This is a genomic window from Pseudomonas sp. P1_F7 (assembly GCF_056405655.1).
On the sequence record NZ_JBFUBR010000001.1, the window covers coordinates 56,066 to 72,209 of the forward strand.

At 53.8% G+C, this 16,144-nt stretch carries 17 protein-coding genes and 2 pseudogenes; 11 read left to right on the forward strand and 8 right to left on the reverse strand.

All coding sequences use genetic code 11. The annotated features are described in order from the left end of the window. Positions 1-31 precede the first annotated feature (31 nt). The 9 genes and pseudogenes from AC1D1M_RS00270 to AC1D1M_RS00310 all read left to right on the forward strand — a co-directional run bounded on the left by AC1D1M_RS00270 (position 32) and on the right by AC1D1M_RS00310 (position 9,033). A complete protein-coding gene (locus tag AC1D1M_RS00270) occupies positions 32-1,600 on the forward strand; it encodes an ABC transporter substrate-binding protein (RefSeq protein WP_477762118.1) in 1,569 nt (522 codons plus the stop codon). Between the two features lie 59 nt (positions 1,601-1,659). After that, positions 1,660-2,676 (forward strand): ABC transporter permease, encoded by a 1,017-nt coding sequence (locus AC1D1M_RS00275; protein WP_477762119.1) that lies wholly within the window; start codon positions 1,660-1,662, stop codon positions 2,674-2,676. 1 nt (position 2,677) lies between these two features. Further along, positions 2,678-3,574, forward strand: a complete 897-nt coding sequence (gene ddpC, locus AC1D1M_RS00280; RefSeq protein WP_477762120.1) for a D,D-dipeptide ABC transporter permease — start codon at positions 2,678-2,680, stop codon at positions 3,572-3,574. A 2-nt stretch (positions 3,575-3,576) separates the two neighbouring features. Next, entirely contained in the window at positions 3,577-4,566 is a 990-nt protein-coding gene (locus tag AC1D1M_RS00285) for an ABC transporter ATP-binding protein (RefSeq protein WP_477762121.1), read from the forward strand. Continuing rightward, positions 4,563-5,558: an oligopeptide/dipeptide ABC transporter ATP-binding protein gene (locus tag AC1D1M_RS00290; protein WP_477762122.1), complete on the forward strand. Its 996-nt coding sequence runs from the start codon at positions 4,563-4,565 to the stop codon at positions 5,556-5,558. Before AC1D1M_RS00285 ends, AC1D1M_RS00290 begins: the two co-directional genes overlap by 4 nt. 13 nt (positions 5,559-5,571) lie before the next feature. Further along, the gene (locus tag AC1D1M_RS00295) at positions 5,572-6,678 is read left to right on the forward strand and encodes a DmpA family aminopeptidase (RefSeq protein ID WP_477762123.1); all 1,107 of its coding nucleotides are present in this window, start codon (positions 5,572-5,574) and stop codon (positions 6,676-6,678) included. Positions 6,679-6,901: 223 nt separating this feature from the next. Further along, on the forward strand, positions 6,902-7,756 hold the full coding sequence (locus AC1D1M_RS00300) for a MurR/RpiR family transcriptional regulator (protein WP_477762124.1): 855 nt from the start codon (positions 6,902-6,904) through the stop codon (positions 7,754-7,756). Positions 7,757-7,914: 158 nt separating this feature from the next. Beyond that, positions 7,915-8,635 (forward strand): annotated as a pseudogene (locus AC1D1M_RS00305) (AMP-binding protein). Beyond that, on the forward strand, positions 8,632-9,033 hold the full coding sequence (locus AC1D1M_RS00310; RefSeq protein ID WP_477762125.1) for a DoxX family protein: 402 nt from the start codon (positions 8,632-8,634) through the stop codon (positions 9,031-9,033). Before AC1D1M_RS00305 ends, AC1D1M_RS00310 begins: the two are co-directional and overlap by 4 nt. A 142-nt stretch (positions 9,034-9,175) precedes the next feature. Here the strand turns inward: AC1D1M_RS00310 and AC1D1M_RS00315 are convergent. After that, positions 9,176-9,709, reverse strand: a pseudogene (locus AC1D1M_RS00315) (FAD-dependent monooxygenase); the annotation flags it as partial. Between the two features lie 86 nt (positions 9,710-9,795). Here AC1D1M_RS00315 and AC1D1M_RS00320 point away from each other — a divergent pair. Then, entirely contained in the window at positions 9,796-10,698 is a 903-nt protein-coding gene (locus AC1D1M_RS00320) for a LysR family transcriptional regulator (RefSeq protein WP_477762126.1), read from the forward strand. Positions 10,699-11,179: 481 nt separating this feature from the next. Next, a complete protein-coding gene (locus AC1D1M_RS00325; RefSeq protein WP_477762127.1) occupies positions 11,180-11,428 on the forward strand; it encodes a hypothetical protein in 249 nt (82 codons plus the stop codon). A 53-nt stretch (positions 11,429-11,481) separates the two neighbouring features. Here the strand turns inward: AC1D1M_RS00325 and AC1D1M_RS00330 are convergent, their stop codons facing one another. The 7 genes from AC1D1M_RS00330 to AC1D1M_RS00360 all read right to left on the reverse strand — a co-directional run bounded on the left by AC1D1M_RS00330 (position 11,482) and on the right by AC1D1M_RS00360 (position 16,071). Continuing rightward, positions 11,482-11,790 carry a hypothetical protein gene (locus tag AC1D1M_RS00330; protein WP_477762128.1) on the reverse strand — a complete coding sequence of 103 codons (309 nt, stop codon included), beginning with the start codon at positions 11,788-11,790 and terminating at the stop codon, positions 11,482-11,484. Positions 11,791-11,883: 93 nt separating this feature from the next. Further along, complete coding sequence (locus AC1D1M_RS00335; RefSeq protein WP_477762129.1) at positions 11,884-12,138, reverse strand: hypothetical protein; 255 nt, start codon at positions 12,136-12,138, stop codon at positions 11,884-11,886. 161 nt (positions 12,139-12,299) lie between these two features. Then, positions 12,300-12,737 (reverse strand): hypothetical protein, encoded by a 438-nt coding sequence (locus AC1D1M_RS00340; RefSeq protein ID WP_477762130.1) that lies wholly within the window; start codon positions 12,735-12,737, stop codon positions 12,300-12,302. Between the two features lie 460 nt (positions 12,738-13,197). Then, a complete protein-coding gene (locus AC1D1M_RS00345; protein WP_477762131.1) occupies positions 13,198-13,599 on the reverse strand; it encodes a hypothetical protein in 402 nt (133 codons plus the stop codon). 15 nt (positions 13,600-13,614) lie between these two features. Next, positions 13,615-13,965: a nucleotidyltransferase domain-containing protein gene (locus AC1D1M_RS00350; RefSeq protein WP_477762132.1), complete on the reverse strand. Its 351-nt coding sequence runs from the start codon at positions 13,963-13,965 to the stop codon at positions 13,615-13,617. A 21-nt stretch (positions 13,966-13,986) separates the two neighbouring features. Next, complete coding sequence (locus tag AC1D1M_RS00355; protein WP_477762133.1) at positions 13,987-14,298, reverse strand: antirestriction protein ArdA; 312 nt, start codon at positions 14,296-14,298, stop codon at positions 13,987-13,989. A 789-nt stretch (positions 14,299-15,087) separates the two neighbouring features. Beyond that, positions 15,088-16,071 carry a DUF2326 domain-containing protein gene (locus AC1D1M_RS00360; RefSeq protein WP_477762134.1) on the reverse strand — a complete coding sequence of 328 codons (984 nt, stop codon included), beginning with the start codon at positions 16,069-16,071 and terminating at the stop codon, positions 15,088-15,090. Positions 16,072-16,144: the final 73 nt, after the last annotated feature.

Consider the following 16,144-nt stretch of genomic DNA (forward strand, 5'->3'; position numbering starts at 1 on the left):
ATTTTCATTCGGAATAACGAGGAAACTTGCGATGACTCGTATGCATCTTGGCAGCTCCTGCTCTACTCCCAAATTTCGCATTCACCTGGCCTTTCTGTGTTTTGGCTTGCTACTTCAACCGACTGTCTTCGCCAGCAATGCGACTGATACTTTGGTCATCGGCAAAACCGTGGATCCATTGACTATTGACCCAGCTGTCACATTTGATACTAATGATTGGACGATTACCTATCCAGCCTATCAAAAGCTGATGCGTTATCAAGAGAAAGACGGCAAGGGCCTGACCAGCATTGAGGGTGACCTCGCACAAAGCTGGACCACAAGCGCAGATGGATTGATTTGGGAGTTCAAGCTAAAACCCGGCAATAAGTTCGACGACGGTGCTGCAGTCGACGCTGACGCGGTGAAGTTCTCGTTCGACCGCCTGATGAGACTCAAACGCGGTCCTTCGGGAGCTTTTCCCGACGATATGCAGGTCAATGTGGTTGACCCGATGACCGTACGTTTCACTTTGAGCAAACCCTACGCACCATTCGTCTTTACGTTGGCTACCAACGGTGCGGGCATCGTCAATCCCAACATATCAAGCAAGGGAGATGCTGATGCTTATCTCTCAAACCACACCGCTGGATCCGGTCCGTTTCGCCTGGCTGAATGGAAAAAAGGACAAAGTTTGACCATGCTGCCGAACAGCCATTTCGCAGGGCCAAAGCCCGTATTGAACAAGGTGGTGATCAGAATCATCGGCGAAAGCTCGGTACGTCGCCTACAACTTGAACATGACGACCTCGACATTGTTGAGAACATGCCGGAAGACCAGCTCGATGGAATGCAAGGCAAGCCCGGAGTAACGGTTTTTCGCGCACTGTCTCAACAAGTGTCCTATCTGTACCTGAACAACGGAATAGCACCGTTAAGCAACCCGGATGTGCGCCGTGCAATCGTCAGTGCGATCGATTATGAGGGCATCGTCAGTGGCATTCTTAAAAACAAGTCCCAGCGTCTGACCCAACCTATACCGACGGGTATGTGGGGCAACGATCCAAGCATCATCGCGGTAACCCAGGATTTAATCTCGGCTAAAGCCGCATTGGCCAAGAGCGGGCAATCCGTCAAAACGCTGACCTTCATGTACTCCGACAAGGATCCAACCTGGGAGACGATTGGCCTGACAATACAAGCCAATCTGGCCGAATTGGGCATCAACTTACGCTTGGAAAAACTGGCCAATGCACCCATGCGTGAGCGGCTCGACAAAGGCGACTTCGACATTTCCATCGGCTATTGGACCCCGGATTTCTCCGATCCTTTCATGTATATGAATTACTGGTTCGACTCCAGTAAAAATGGCTTGGCCGGCAACCGCTCCTTCTATCACAACGCAAAAGTCGATGAACTGATCCGCAAGTCTGCATCGCTCAGCGATGTGGAGGAACGCACGCGCCTGTATCAGCAAGCACAAAAAATCGTTATCGACGAGGCAGCCTACGCCTATTTGTACCAGAAGAATTATTCAATGGCGATGCGCGACTCAGTCAAGGGGTTCGTGTTCAACCCAATGCTTGAGCAGGTGTTCAACATCGGCAGCATCAGTAAGTAACTCTGCGTTTCCGGGAGCGCTGCGCTCCCCACCTACGACTATATTTTTATGAGGTCCACATGGGCTTTCTTACGTTGCTGCGCAAACGCCTGACAGGTTTGCTGTTGGTGTTAATCGGCGTCTCGTTGATAACTTTTTGCATCTCACATTTGATACCGGGAGATCCGGCAAGACTGATTGCCGGCGATCGGGCCAGCGAAGCCGTCATAGAAAGCATCCGACATCAACTCGGTCTGGATTTACCCATCTACGAACAGTACGGCCGCTATATGCTTGAGCTATTCAGCGGGGATCTCGGCACCTCAATCCGTACCGGTCGACCGGTGTTAGAGGATTTGCAAGTTTATTTCCCAGCGACTCTGGAACTGGCCCTGACCGCACTGCTGTTGTCGATCCTGATCGGCATTCCTTTAGGAGTATTGTCCGCTGTTTATCGTAATCGCTGGATCGATCAAGTGGCGCGGGCAATCTCCATCATTGGGATTTCGACGCCGACCTTTTGGCTTGCTCTCGGTCTAATCATGCTCTTCTACGGGCATCTCGGCTGGTTGCCCAGTGGTAGCCGAATTGACCCCGAATTCACGCCACCGCCGACCATAAGCGGCTTCTACCTTATTGATTCCTTGCTCGCAGGTGACTGGGCGCTGTTTGCCAATACCTGGCTGCATCTTCTATTGCCCGCAATAACGCTGGCATTGGTAAACCTTGGCGTTATTGCGCGGCAGATCCGTTCGGCAATGCTCGAACAACTCGACGAAGACTATATCCGCACCGCGCGTGCTTATGGGTTATCACGGCGAACAGTCATTCTTCGCCACGCCTTGCCTAATGCCATGATCCCAACAGTAACGGTCATCGGCCTAACTTTAGGCGACCTTTTATATGGTGCCGTACTGACTGAAACAGTATTTGCATGGCCGGGAATGGGTGCCTACGTGGTCGATGCGATTCAGGCCTTGGACTTTCCCGCAGTCATGGGCTTCGCGATTTTAGTGTCACTGGTCTATGTGCTAGTCAATCTACTCGTCGACGTGCTGTACGGCTTGATCGACCCACGTATCCGCGAGGTAAGCTGAGATGTCCGTAATCCCCACGTTTCTTATCTACCTACAATCCGGCCGGCAACGCCACAACGAACGTCTGAAGTACACCTTGCATCGGCTGCGGCAAAACCCGTTGGCTATGATCGGCCTGAGCATCGCATTATTGGTACTGTTCTGCGTGCTGTTTGCGCCATGGCTGGCGCCATTCAATCCGAATGCCATGAGTTTGGCTGAACGCCTGCAAGCGCCTTCCCTGAAGCATTGGTTTGGCACCGATGAGATCGGACGTGACCTGCTCAGCCGCGTGCTTTATGGCAGCCGACAATCCGTTGGAGTCGGTCTTTTCGTGGCCTTTGTTGCCGGAATCTCTGGTGCCCTGCTTGGCTGCATGTCCGGACTTGTCGGCGGCAAGTTCGACAGCATGATCATGCGCCTGATGGATATTTTGCTTTCGGTACCTTCGCTGGTATTGATCATGGCAATGACCGCTGCACTCGGCGCGAGCCTGTTCAATGCAATGCTTGCAATAACCCTCGTACGTATCCCGTTTTACGTGCGACTGGCACGTGGCCAGGCGCTGTCCATTCGAGAAATGGCTTATGTCAAAGCCGCTCGCACTTTCGGCGCTGGGCACATGCATATCATCAGCTGGCATGTGCTGCGCAACGCCATGGGGCCGTTGACCGTGCAAATCACTCTGGATATCGGCAGCGCCATTTTGATGGCCTCGGCCCTCGGTTTTATCGGACTGGGGGCTCAACAACCAGATGCCGAATGGGGCGCGATGGTTGCCAATGGTCGCAAGTACATTCTCGATCAGTGGTGGTATTCGACCTTTCCCGGTGTGGCGATTCTGATTACTGCCGCCGGTTTTAACCTGCTCGGTGACGGCATTCGCGATCTGCTCGATCCTCGGCAACAGGGTAAATGATCATGAGCGACCAAACTGTATTAAGCATCGACGATCTGAGTATCGAATTCCCGGCCTATAAAGGCAATGTTAAGGCCCTTAACGGCGTCAGCCTTCATGTAAATCCCGGCGAGATCGTCGGTGTGGTTGGTGAATCCGGCTCAGGTAAGTCGGTTACTGCCATGCTCAGCATGCGCTTATTGGTTCCTGGCAGCTATCGAGTCCGATCCGGCAGTTTGACGATGCTTGGCAGGGACATGCTAGTCGCCAACGAACAGGAGCTGCTGAAAATTCGCGGTCGCGATGTGGCCATGATTTTTCAAGAGCCAATGACCGCTCTGAATCCAACGCGGCGCATTGGCAAGCAGATGCTCGACGTGATCCGTCACCATCAATCGACTGACACCACGACAGCCAAAGCCAAGGCACTGGCCCTATTGCGCGATATGCACATTGCCGATGCCGAGCAAGTAATGCAGCGTTATCCCTTCGAGCTATCGGGTGGCATGCGCCAGCGCATCATGATTGCGCTGGCATTCTCCTGCGACCCCAAACTATTGATTGCGGACGAACCCACCACCGCACTCGACGTGACCGTACAGCGCCAAGTACTACTGCTATTGCGAGAAAAAGCTCGTCAGCGCGGTACGGCAATCTTGCTGATCACCCATGATATGGCGGTGGTATCGCAATTCTGCGACAGGGTATATGTGATGTACGCCGGCGCCGTAGTCGAACAAGGGCCTACCGCCGAGCTCATGGCGGCTCCACGACATCCTTACACCGCCGCGCTATTGCGTGCCTTGCCTGACCAGGCCCAGCCGAAAACACCTCTGCACACAATTCCTGGCCAGGTTCCCAACCTTTCGAACCCGATAGTGGGCTGTAGCTTCCGGGAACGCTGCGGGTATGCCAGCACTGTATGCGCAGAACGTCCATCTCTACAGGTACAGGTCGCGGGTGAAAAGCGCAGTACTGCTTGCTGGGTAGACACTCTGGAGATCATGGCATGAACCAGCCCGCAACCGCTGACGAGATCGTACTGAAACTCAACGATGTGCGAGTTCATTTCCCTGTTGACCATAATTGGCTGGGACGACCCACAGCCACCGTACATGCGCTCAACGGTCTCGACCTCGAATTACGCGCAGGCGAAACGCTCGGCATCGTTGGTGAATCCGGGTGCGGGAAAAGTACCTTGGCGCAATTACTGATGGGCCTGCAACACCCAACTCAAGGCAAGTTGCAATGGCGAACCCGGGAAGACCAGCGTAGTAACGTCCAGATTGTTTTCCAGGACCCTCAAGCGTCGCTCGATCCGCGTTTGCCGGTATGGCGAATTATCACCGAGCCTCTGTATGTACAGCGCCCCGCGCCGCGCGAAGAAATGCTTCGTAAGGCCCGAGCTGTTGCGTTGCAAGTCGGTATTCGCCCCGAATACCTCGACCGTTACCCACACCAGTTTTCCGGTGGCCAGCGCCAACGAATCGCGATTGCGCGAGCTTTGGTCAGTGATCCCGACGTTATCGTACTGGATGAGCCGACATCCGCACTCGATATCTCCGTACAGGCGCAAATCCTCAATCTTCTCGGCGAGCTGCAACGTAACCGGCAACTGACCTACGTGCTGATCTCGCACAACGTTTCAGTCGTTCGTCATATGAGCGATCGGGTAGCGGTGATGTATCTGGGCCAAATCGTCGAATTGGGCGACACATCCCAAGTTCTCGCACATCCACGACACCCCTACACAAGATTGTTACTGGATGCCATCCCCCGATTGGGAGGAGCCATGGATGCAGGCACCAGTGCGGAAGCAACCGACCTGCCCGGCAATCGTCGATTGCCCCAGGGTTGTTTCTTTTACGACCGCTGCCCGGACCGCACCGAGGGATGTGAGCACCCGCAAATTTTAGCGGCCAGTGATGATCGCCAGGTACGTTGCCATTTACAGACATGCGGGCATGAGAACGCCGCTGACCCAATTATTAAGTCCATTATCTAACCCGAGGAATATCATGCGCGCAAGAGATCTAGGCATCCGTATTGGAAATCTGAAACCCGGTCAACTGAACGCGATAACCGACGTCATCGGTGTCCGTGTCGGTCACCACACGCTCACTGCGGAAGTCGCAGGGAAAGACGTTCGTACCGGTGTCACCGTCATTGAACCGAGGTCCGGGAACGCACGGTTTGAGCCATGCTTCGCCGGGTGTCATGTACTTAATGGTAACGGTGACGCAACTGGACTGGAATGGGTGCGCGAAGCTGGATTATTGACCACGCCTATTGCTTATACAAATACCCACAGTGTTGGCGTGGTACGCGATGCACTAGTAGCAGCCGAGCGAGGATACGCCGCACAGGACAGATACTGGTGCATGCCCGTCGTGTTGGAAACTTTCGACGGCTTGCTCAATGACATCTGGGGTCAGCATGTGACCGCAGAACATTTGAAACTTGCCCAGTCAGCGGCAAGTTCCGGGCCAGTACAGGAAGGATCGATAGGTGGTGGCACAGGGATGATTTGTCACGAATTCAAGGGTGGTATAGGCAGTGCATCCAGAGTGCTTGACGTTGAACAGGGTGGCTGGACTGTCGGCGCGTTGGTACAGGCTAACTATGGCAAAAGACCGTCACTGCGTATCGCCGGTTATCCGGTGAACAAGCATCTTGAAGACCTGCATTCGCCGTTCGACCAAGGCGCCAATGCAGGCGACGCCGGTATGGGATCAATTGTCGTCACCATCGCTACTGACGCACCATTATTGCCGCATCAATGTACCCGCCTCGCTCAACGCGCAAGCATTGGCCTGGCTCGAGTAGGCGGTGGAACCGAGGATTCGAGCGGAGATATTTTCATTGCGTTCTCCGTAGGTAACAGTACTTTGCCAGTGGTGCGTTATGGCCATATCGGTAAACCCACCACGACAGTAGATATGGTTAACAATGACCATATCTCCAACCTGTTCACGGCGGCAGCTGATGCGGTGGAAGAGGCAATCATCAACGCGATGCTGGCCGCAACCGACGTCGAAGGCAATGGCAGCTGCGCCATCGCATTACCCCATGATCGACTGCTGTCCGCCCTGCGCGAATCGGGTTGGCAGCCATCGTTTTCCTGAGCCACTCAACGCGCTGATCACTCCTTTAGTGACCAGCGCATCGTACTGCAGAACAAGGTCATCATCTGGCTTGGCCAATTCTGAACCTTGAGCTCGGCGACTGGAGGCGTGTACTCAAAATCTTGAACACACGCTTTCATCGTGTTGTAGCTCTAAATCGATGATGTTAGCTTGATAACATCATCGATTGGATTGGCATTCAAACAGTGCAGGACGACTTATTTTGAGCAAACATACAACCGGGCTATTGGCCCAATTGGAAGAACGCTTCACCACACTGACACCAACTGGAAAACGCATAGCTAATTATCTGCTGGCCAATCCGGAGCATCTACCCTTCGCCACGGCGGACAGCATAGCTCAGCAGGCCGGGACCACGGGTGTGACAGTTGGACGCTTTCTGCGCTCACTTGGATATCGCAACTTCGAAGATGTTAAAGCCAGCCTACGCGGAGGGTCGACCTGGCTGATGACCGACCGACTCGGTGCATTCCGCCATCACAACGATCATGGCGACGGACTGGATCGCTCTTTAGCCAGTGAGCTTGAAGCCATCAAGCACGTCTATGCATTGGCCCGTACCCCTGTGTTCGCCACCATCGTTGAACATCTGGCCGAAGCCGAAGTCGTTTTCATTGTCGGTTTGCAATTAACGCGTGGCATTGCCACCGTACTCTCAAGTCACCTGGAGTTTATCCGACCCAAGGTTTTTTTTGTCGATGGACTCTCTGGGACTTTTGCTGAATCTCTGAATTCAGGTTTCGACCGTCCTTACGTTTTGTTCGCTGATACGCGAGCTTACTCGTCGACTACCCGAAAATATTGCGAACAGGCCAAGGAACTAGGTATTCCAATGGCTTTAATCACTGACTACCACTGCACTTGGGCACGTGACTACACTGTCGATCTACTGCAGGTCAAAATGGATGTAGGTCAGTTCTGGGATTCACTTTCTCCGTTAGCCTGTCTATTCAATCTCATGGTCTCTGGAGTGGTCGAGCGAAACAGCGAGCATCTCGAGTCCCGCTTGAAAAACAACAAACATCTGCAGCAAGTCTTCGGGCAATTCGAGTTGTAGGGCAGGTAAGGTCCCCTGATTCGGGGCAACGACGCCGGGGTCGAGACCCTCCTCATCGTCGCCAGTGCCCTGCCGACACTGGCAGCGATACTGGACGCACATCGATCAGAACAGTCATCGCGGTTCAGCCCGGCGACACCCTGGGCGAGCCGGCGGCCGTGCACGAGATCGACATCCAGGCATTGCCTGACCTGCCGTTGACTCGCTTCGTCGATGCCTTGCGCGAGGGCGGCACGCTGGCGTTTACACCGGTCGAGCTGACGGGCGATGACTTGCTCTTCCTGCAATACACCGGCGGCACCACCGGCCCCTCAAAAGGTGCCGCCCTGTCGCACCGCAACCTGATCGCCAACATCCTGCAGGCGCGCGCGTTTCTCCCTGACATGTTCGACACGGTCGGTGACAACGTCGTGGTCACGGCGCTGCCGCTGTTCCACGTGTTCGCGCTGACGATCAATCTGCTTTTCGGCCGGGGCCGAGAATTGGCTGATCGCCGATGCGCGCAACAGTGATGATCTGGTCGACACGCTGATCAAGGCCCGGCCGACGCTGCTGACGGGGGTCAATACCCTGTACGGCGCGCTGGTGCGCCATCCGCGCATCGGCGAGGTGGATTTCTCGCGCCTGCGCCTGGCCATTGGCGGTGGCGCCGCGGTGCTGCCGGCTACCTCGACGCAGTGGAAGACCATCACCGGCCAGGAAATCCTCGAAGGCTACGGCCTCTCCGAGACCTCGGCCATCCTGTGCCTGAACGTCATGGGCCGCAGTAATTTCTCGGCAGCAGTGGGTTTGCCTTTGCCTTCGACCGACATCGTGCTGCTCAAGGACGATGACCCACACGCTGTCACTCTCCATGTAAACAAAGGAACCGCACCATGATCGACTCACGCACCGCTCCGTATGCCGCACTGGTTATGCGCCTCGCCCTCGGCATCATGTTTATCGCTCACGGATTGACCAAAGTGCTTGTGTTCACCCCGGCAGGCACTGCAGGCTTTTTTGAATCCATCGGCTTTCCGGGCTTTCTGGCTTACCCAGTCATGGCCTTTGAAGTCGTCGGCGGTTTGATGCTGGTACTGGGTGTCTACTCGCGCTGGGTGGCCGCTCTGGCGGTGGTTCAACTGTTCATTGCCGCGACTGTCCACTTCGGCAATGGCTGGAGCTTCACCAACGCTAATGGTGGCTGGGAATATCCTGTCTACCTGGCGGCGACAACACTGGTCGTCGCGTTGCTGGGTGACGGCGCCTTGGCGACAAAAGCATCCAGCAAAGCGTAAGTCACTGCTGGCTCAAAGTCTGCCGACGTTCTGGGGGCTCCAGCGCGCCGGCAGTTCGCGTTCTTGATTCACCAGATCTTTATGGTACTCACAAACGAAGAGAGCTGCGGAAGGCTCCCTCCGTACATGTCGGTTCAATTCGTCAGGCGAGCGCTCGCCAACCCAACTGGGCGCGAGCCTCTTGAAGGTCGGACTGCATATCGTGATTCCACAGCCAGTCGAAACGCTCGGCGAGGGTTTTGCTCAGCAACTGTTCGTCATCGGCCACAGCTGGATCACGCAGTTCATAAAGCTCCCCGGCTTCCCAGGATGTGCGCTGCACACGGCAGGCACGGGGACGACGGATTGCGTCGTAAGCCGCGAGCACCGCTTGTGGCTGGCTATCCAGAACCTGCAGATCGGCCAGCAATCGCGCCAGAAGCCAAGCGTCTTCCAACCCCTGACCTGCGCCAGCGCCCTGGTGCGGCAACATGGCATGCGCAGCATCGCCGATCAGCCCTACGCGACCGTGCACGTAGCCTGGCAACTCATCGAGTTCATGCAGAGCCCAAAGGGTGGGTGCCGGAATGCATTCGAGCAGCACCCGTGCAGCGTCTCCCCAATGATTGAAGGCGGAGAGCATTTCTTCCTGGCTGGCATTGCGCACCCATGGAGAATTGCTTGGCCAGGTTGGATCTTGCAGCGGCGATTTCAGAGCGGTGCAGACCCAACGATGGGCAAAGATTCATAGCCCTTATGAGCGCGCAATCTGCACGAGGCGTTATGGAATTACGTGAGCTGGATCTCAATCTACTTCTGGTGTTTAACCAACTGCTCATTGACCGCAGGGTATCAACGGCGGCGGATAGCCTTGAGTTGACCCAGCCCGCTGTCAGCAACGCGTTAAAGCGATTGCGTGTCGCTTTGAACGACGAGCTTTTCGTTCGCACTTATCAAGGAATGGAGCCCACGCCCTATGCCCGGCAGTTGGCTGAGCCGGTTGCACTGGCCATTCAGACCTTACGTGATGCACTGAGCCGACAGGACACGTTTGACCCGCTCAACTGCAATCGCAGGTTTACGATGGCGATGACCGACATTGGTGAAATCTACTTCATGCCGCGGCTGATGGACGCTCTGGCTGAACGCGCTCCGGGTTGCTCGATCAGTACACTACGCAACACCTCCAATACCTTGGCTGAAGGGTTGCAGAACGGTGCGATTGATCTCGCCGTTGGATTACTGCCGCACCTGCAAGCTGGATTTTTTCAGCAGCGCCTGTTTCACCATCGCTACGTCTGCATATGCCGTAAGGACCACCCGGCTACCAGGGAGCCGTTAACGCTTGAGCGTTTTTGCAGCTATGACCACGTTCGCGTTGTAGCGGCGAACACGGGTCACGGCGAAGTAGATACGTTTCTGGCGCGGGCCGGCATCGAGCGCAACATACGCCTCGAGGTTCCCCATTTCGTCGCAGTCGGCCACATCCTTCAACGCACCGACTTGATGGCAACAGTGCCTGAACGATTCGCCAGCAGTTGCAAACAACCCTTTGGGCTCGCGGTTCTACCGACGCCGGTGGTACTGCCTAACATCGAAATAAATTTGTTCTGGCATGCACGCTATAACAAGGACCCAGCCAATCGTTGGCTTCGCCAGCTGATGTTCGAGCTATTTTCTGATTGAGGCGTGCCCTCAGTCCCAGTAACTTCTCAGTCTGCGCCAGGCAGGCGCGGTACTAATTCCAGGAAAAAGCCTTCTATAGATAGTTGAGGGCTCCTCATGAACATAAATCTGTGAACAAATGCACCTCTATTTGACCGTTGAGCCCACGGTGCTAGAGGCTTTGGACGACTCATGGACGTTCAACATCGCCCATAAGTTAAAAGCCCGCCTTGGCTCTACCGCCGTCGTCGAAGACGAATGGAAGACGTAGCTTTTGGTCGAGCGCAGTCATGGTCGGTGGTATCCCCTGAGCTGATTACTCGGTCGATAGATAACACCTTCGGCGCAGCCCTGTCGCCGTTTTTGGCGGCTGCATTTCCATCGGCCATCCTGCGATGAAGGTGCCTGCCTGGTCATGAGCATCGCTTATCGATTACCGGCAGTAGCCACAGCGAGTGCCTCCCAACATACTGTTCATATGTACAGCTAACAGGTTGCAATCATGACCCGCGAATTACCGTCCTTCGAGACGGTCACGAAAACGGAACTGCGTACCCTCTGGAAGCAGCACGCCGACCCCGACATACACCGCCTGATCCTTGAGGTCGTCCGCTATCGCGAGGTGATAAAGGAAATCGATGAGCTTTACAAAAGCACCCATCAAGCGTGGCGCGATCAGGTCGGCGGCAATCTAGTTGCCCTCCACATGCTGTTGCAGATAATGACCATCGAACGTCAACGACTGCCCTGAGTGGTGCGCAGCGCAAAGTTGTGGCCCGCATGTGCTGGCACTACAGTCGTGGTTTACCTGTTGACGCCCATATCGGGCATATCGACCGGGCAACCGGCCCGATACTCCTTCAACCCGCAAAGAGCGCGGTGGACTGCCGCAGGATCGCACTCATCACGAATTATCAACGTCATAGCTTCAATAAAGACTTGAGCCTTGCGCTGTTCGAAAGTCATTTTCCGAAACTCGCCATAACACGCGAACGAGGAACGCTGGTACGGAGTACCCAATCGCTGTTTATCCGGCCATGGCACAAGTGCAACGCTGGCGGTTCCCGGCGTCCAACAAAGCATGACCTCAGTTGCATCAAATACTTTTGGCATCTTGATTCCCGATCAGACTGGACGCAAAACCACGCCCTGGTACTGCATTTCTGCCGAAGCCCGAAGGACGGGGCAGTGGTGTGGCTTTTCCTGTTACCTGTCCCATTTTTTTGCGAGCAGTTCATTTTCATATTCAGGAGCTAGGTCGGATTGGTCTACTTCATGGCAGCGCCTAACAATCTCAACACAATCAGGACAAGTAACCTGCCCCAATCCTTCTTCAATGCCTTTGATTTCTGGGTGAAGCTCACGGGAGCACAGCGCGAACAACTCAGTATCCGTCGCATGCGTTCTCACCCAAGCAATCCCAGCTGTGTTGACTACCCGCTCTACAAGTATGATTGCCATTTTTTTTCTATCCAGCGGTAGTGTCTTAGTGAGTCTTGTCGCCCTGGCTGGCAGCAGCTACCAAGCCCATTGGCGCGGTAGGCTTTTTCCTATGCGCCGCCGCTGTCGCGGTAGCCGCCGATCCACCATGCCCGCAGTGGCGCGATTCACTGGCCTCAATTTCAATCGGGTTGGAATGTGGCTGAATCAGCTATTACTGAAAATACATAACCTGTTTGCTCAACTATCTCACTTTCAGATAATTCAGAATTTTCATCCTGTACAGATTTGATATAACTCTTAAAATCCAGATCACTAGTGCCTTCTACCTCATAGGCAGCGGCCCCATCATATATTTTCGGCAATACCTTCTCTATCTCACTTGAGTCGATGGTATTTTTTAGTATAGACATAACCTCACATAGTCCAGGCTCTGATTTATCACTTGCCTTATTCATACAATGAGCTTCTGTAATCATTGTAGACAGCTGCATGCTCGCCTTAGAGACGGAGATGGCAAGCTGCGGATTTTGCAATGAAAGAGCAATGGTTGGTCCAATAGTTTGTGAAGCATGTGCTCCGACGCTAATTAAGAATGCAAAACCAAGAATCGCTCTCATAAAATACTTCCTGTATTGAAATGGATAGTAGCTGTTTCACTTTCAGGTATAGCAGATAATGGTCATTTTGATTTGAATCACCCACTTTTCACTGTTGTTCATTGTGCGTTTTCCGTGATCAGTTCTGTGGTTGTGTGAGGTTGCGCGTTATAGCTCTAGCGATCACGTTCACCGGTAGCTTGCCTCTGTTGTCGCTGGTGTTCTCCAACCCAAGCATCGAGCACCCGACAGATGCCGCGTCGTCGTTTAGCTGCTGCTCACTCACAGAACCTGGTTCGTCACGCACGATTCTGAAACCGTGCTGACGTAGCTTGCGGATGGTTACGGCAATATCTTCCGCCGCCTCATTAATGCACCGAATATCCATGGCAACCCTCTCAGTGTTGTGGACGCAAACCACGTCCTGGTACTGCCAAAGCCCGCACTTGGGCGGGCTGAAATTACAGCGGCTTTTCCTCGATCACTTCGGCTCGGAGGTCAGGTTTTTGATTTGCACATCGGCAAGCCTGGAAAGCACGTCAGCAGCGCGCTCCTGGTTGCGTTGTTTGAATTTGATCGCGTCGACTCGCGCCTTACGCACTTGGTCCAACAGCACGAATATTTCGGCTTCCGGATCAGCCTCACTGGCAGAAACCGTTTCGAGCGCGGTTTGCAGTTCATCCAATTGGTCAAGGGTGAAATCCAAGCTATAGCGGGGTTCAATCATGGGTCGATTACCCTCAACTGAATTCCCGTCACCGCCCTTGGGGTAAAGCCGCTCCAGCTCTGCTTTATCCTGAGTGACGGTTTGTACACGCGGCGGAAACGTCTTGTGCATCTGCGCGGCGGCCTGGGCGAATACGTCTTGCTCGTTGTCTTTCATGGCGAGTTTCCGTGATCAGTTTGTCCGGGGGCTCGAAGCGGTATTATCAGCATCAAAAGCCACGATATTTCCATCTTGAAGCCCCGCGTGAACGCATGGCGTTTCATCTGCGCCTCCGTACCAATTAAGATCGATGATTACAGGGACAACTCCGGCAATAGATTTTTTGAGTTGCTGAGCTTCACTGATCCAGGTAGCCAATAAACTCTCATCACCCGGCAAGGTGAACAGTTCAACAGCAACATCAAGATCGCTGTTTGGCTGATGCGTGCCGCGAACCCGGCTGCCGAAGAGATACGCCTTCCGAATAAGCGGCTGGGTGCTGGCCCATTTCGCGACGGCAGCTGTCATAGCCTCGATATCCATGATTAATTTTCCCTCAACTGGTCATTCTTCAAATTCGGTGTACTTGCGTGGCTCCGGTGGGGTATCGCCGTTGTATCCGTCAACCTCATCGTCACGCGGCAGAACGTACAGCTTCTGGAATTTGATCAGGTCGGTAATGGTCGCGTAGCTGCCTACCGTCATGCCGTGAATCGCGTACTCCTCCGCGTCCCCGACCGGCGATTGCTCCAGCATCGCGTTTACCTGATCCTGAATATCTGACGCGTCCAATGTAGCGTCGATCCATACGCCGTGAAGGTATCCGCTGTTATAGGCGGCCAGATCAGCAACGTAAATTCTGGGTTCGGTGGTCATGGTCTTGGCTCCTTTCAGGGCTTCGGGTGCTGTGCGTGAGGTCGCACATGCACCCCTGCCCGTCCGCGAGACCGGGGAGGTAACGCAAGGGCTCGATGAAGGGAGGGGGATCACCCGGCCTGCACAAACCCATGCTTTTTATGGGTGCGGAAGGCCGGGGACACCCTTCATCGGGGCGAAGCTTTACCCTTGCGTTGCGCCAGGGGCAGCGCCCCTTGAGCCTCTTTTCGTTCTTGCGAAAGGGATCGTCACCGGATGGCCGGGACAAGGCTTTCCATTGGCCCGGTGCGCATTAAGCGCATAGAGCCCGGTCTGCCGGAGCAGCCGTCAGATTCGCCCATATTTTTCCTGGTTCTGATCTCGTTACCAGAGCGTTCATTTTTCTTTCTTCCTATCGGCACACCTCCCGCCCTTTGGTTTGAGCTGTAGCACTGCTCGTCTCCTCCAGCAGCAAGTCATGAATGACTCCTTCTCTCACGTTACGGCCCAGTTGGGGTGCTGCGTGGCCGACGCCTGTGCTGGCACAGCGTCACAAGGCCGCGAAGGGTGGCCGAAGACGTAGGAGACTTGAAATGAAACTGATGACGATCTTTGAACTGGCCACAAAATCTGAAAGCGAACTGCGTGTGCAACCGGGAGGTCTTCAATGTCGCAGTACGCGGTGACCGGGAAAGCCTGGAGCATCAGAATGCCCTGGCCTCGCTGGAAAATATCCACCGCGCGATGATCTCAAGGGCGTTGCGCCCTTGATGCTCCTGAAGTACTACGCCCTAGCGAACAGCATATCCCCTAATGGGAGAGCTCTTGATAGCTGGCTTTCAAAAACTTCGCAGTCTTTGTAAAGGCAGCGCGCTTCAACTTCTCCATATTCAACCGAAGACGCGAATGTATGTCTGCATCATATATTTTGTCGCTATTTAGCGTCAGAATGTATTGCTTTCCTGCCAAAGTTTTTTCGTTATCGCCGATATAGTTAAGGCTCTTTATGAGAGTGTCATAGTCAACATCAAAAATATTGTCGTGAACCAATAGTCCAGGGTGACGTTTTGCCGTTTCAGTGTTCGTCAATAGACCGATATCGTATAGGAATACCTTTTCGCGCTCATTGCTGTGGCTACCATCATCATAAATACGGAGCTCAAATTTAACGATTTCTTTTTTCTTCGAGACTTCTACTTCGAAGGAACTGAGACGGTTTCCAGCAACCACCTCATGTATATCGAGTATAGTTTGCTCAAGAGAATCTATTATGTCGGATGAGTTGGACACAAAGCTGTCGAGCAGAAAGATAAGCCCATCCCTCTCGTTAGTTTTTTCTTTTTTCTCGCGCTCGTAATCTGTGTGCTTCTTAATAAAAGCGGAAAGAGAGGCGTGATCCTCTACCTTCTTTTGGTATGTCGCAATAGTCTGACGAAGATTTTTCAAAGCGCCTTTTTGATCGATGAGCGAAAGTTTTTCTTTGTATAGCCGATCGAGACGGGTGATATTCGCGTCAATTTCCTTCAGGCTATCCCCAAGCTCTTTGCGCCGCCCATCAATAAGGGTCTTCTGGAAGTTATCAATCTTCTTCTTGAATGCAGTTACTTCTTCTATTTGCTTTTTAATTAGGTCGCCGAGGCCTGCCTTGAACTGGTTGTAGAGCTCAGCAACCTCCTGTTCATCAATATAGTTATCGCCACGGAAAAGCTTGATTTTTGAAAGCTCAGTTTTGATGACAGGGCGCCAAGAGATGCGGGAACATCGCTCTAGCCCATGAGGGTTAAGCCCGCACAATTCCCCCCCCCGTTAGAGCGCCTCCTTTCGACGACTGATCCGACTCTGAAAATTAAATGGAGCCTGGCCAAGA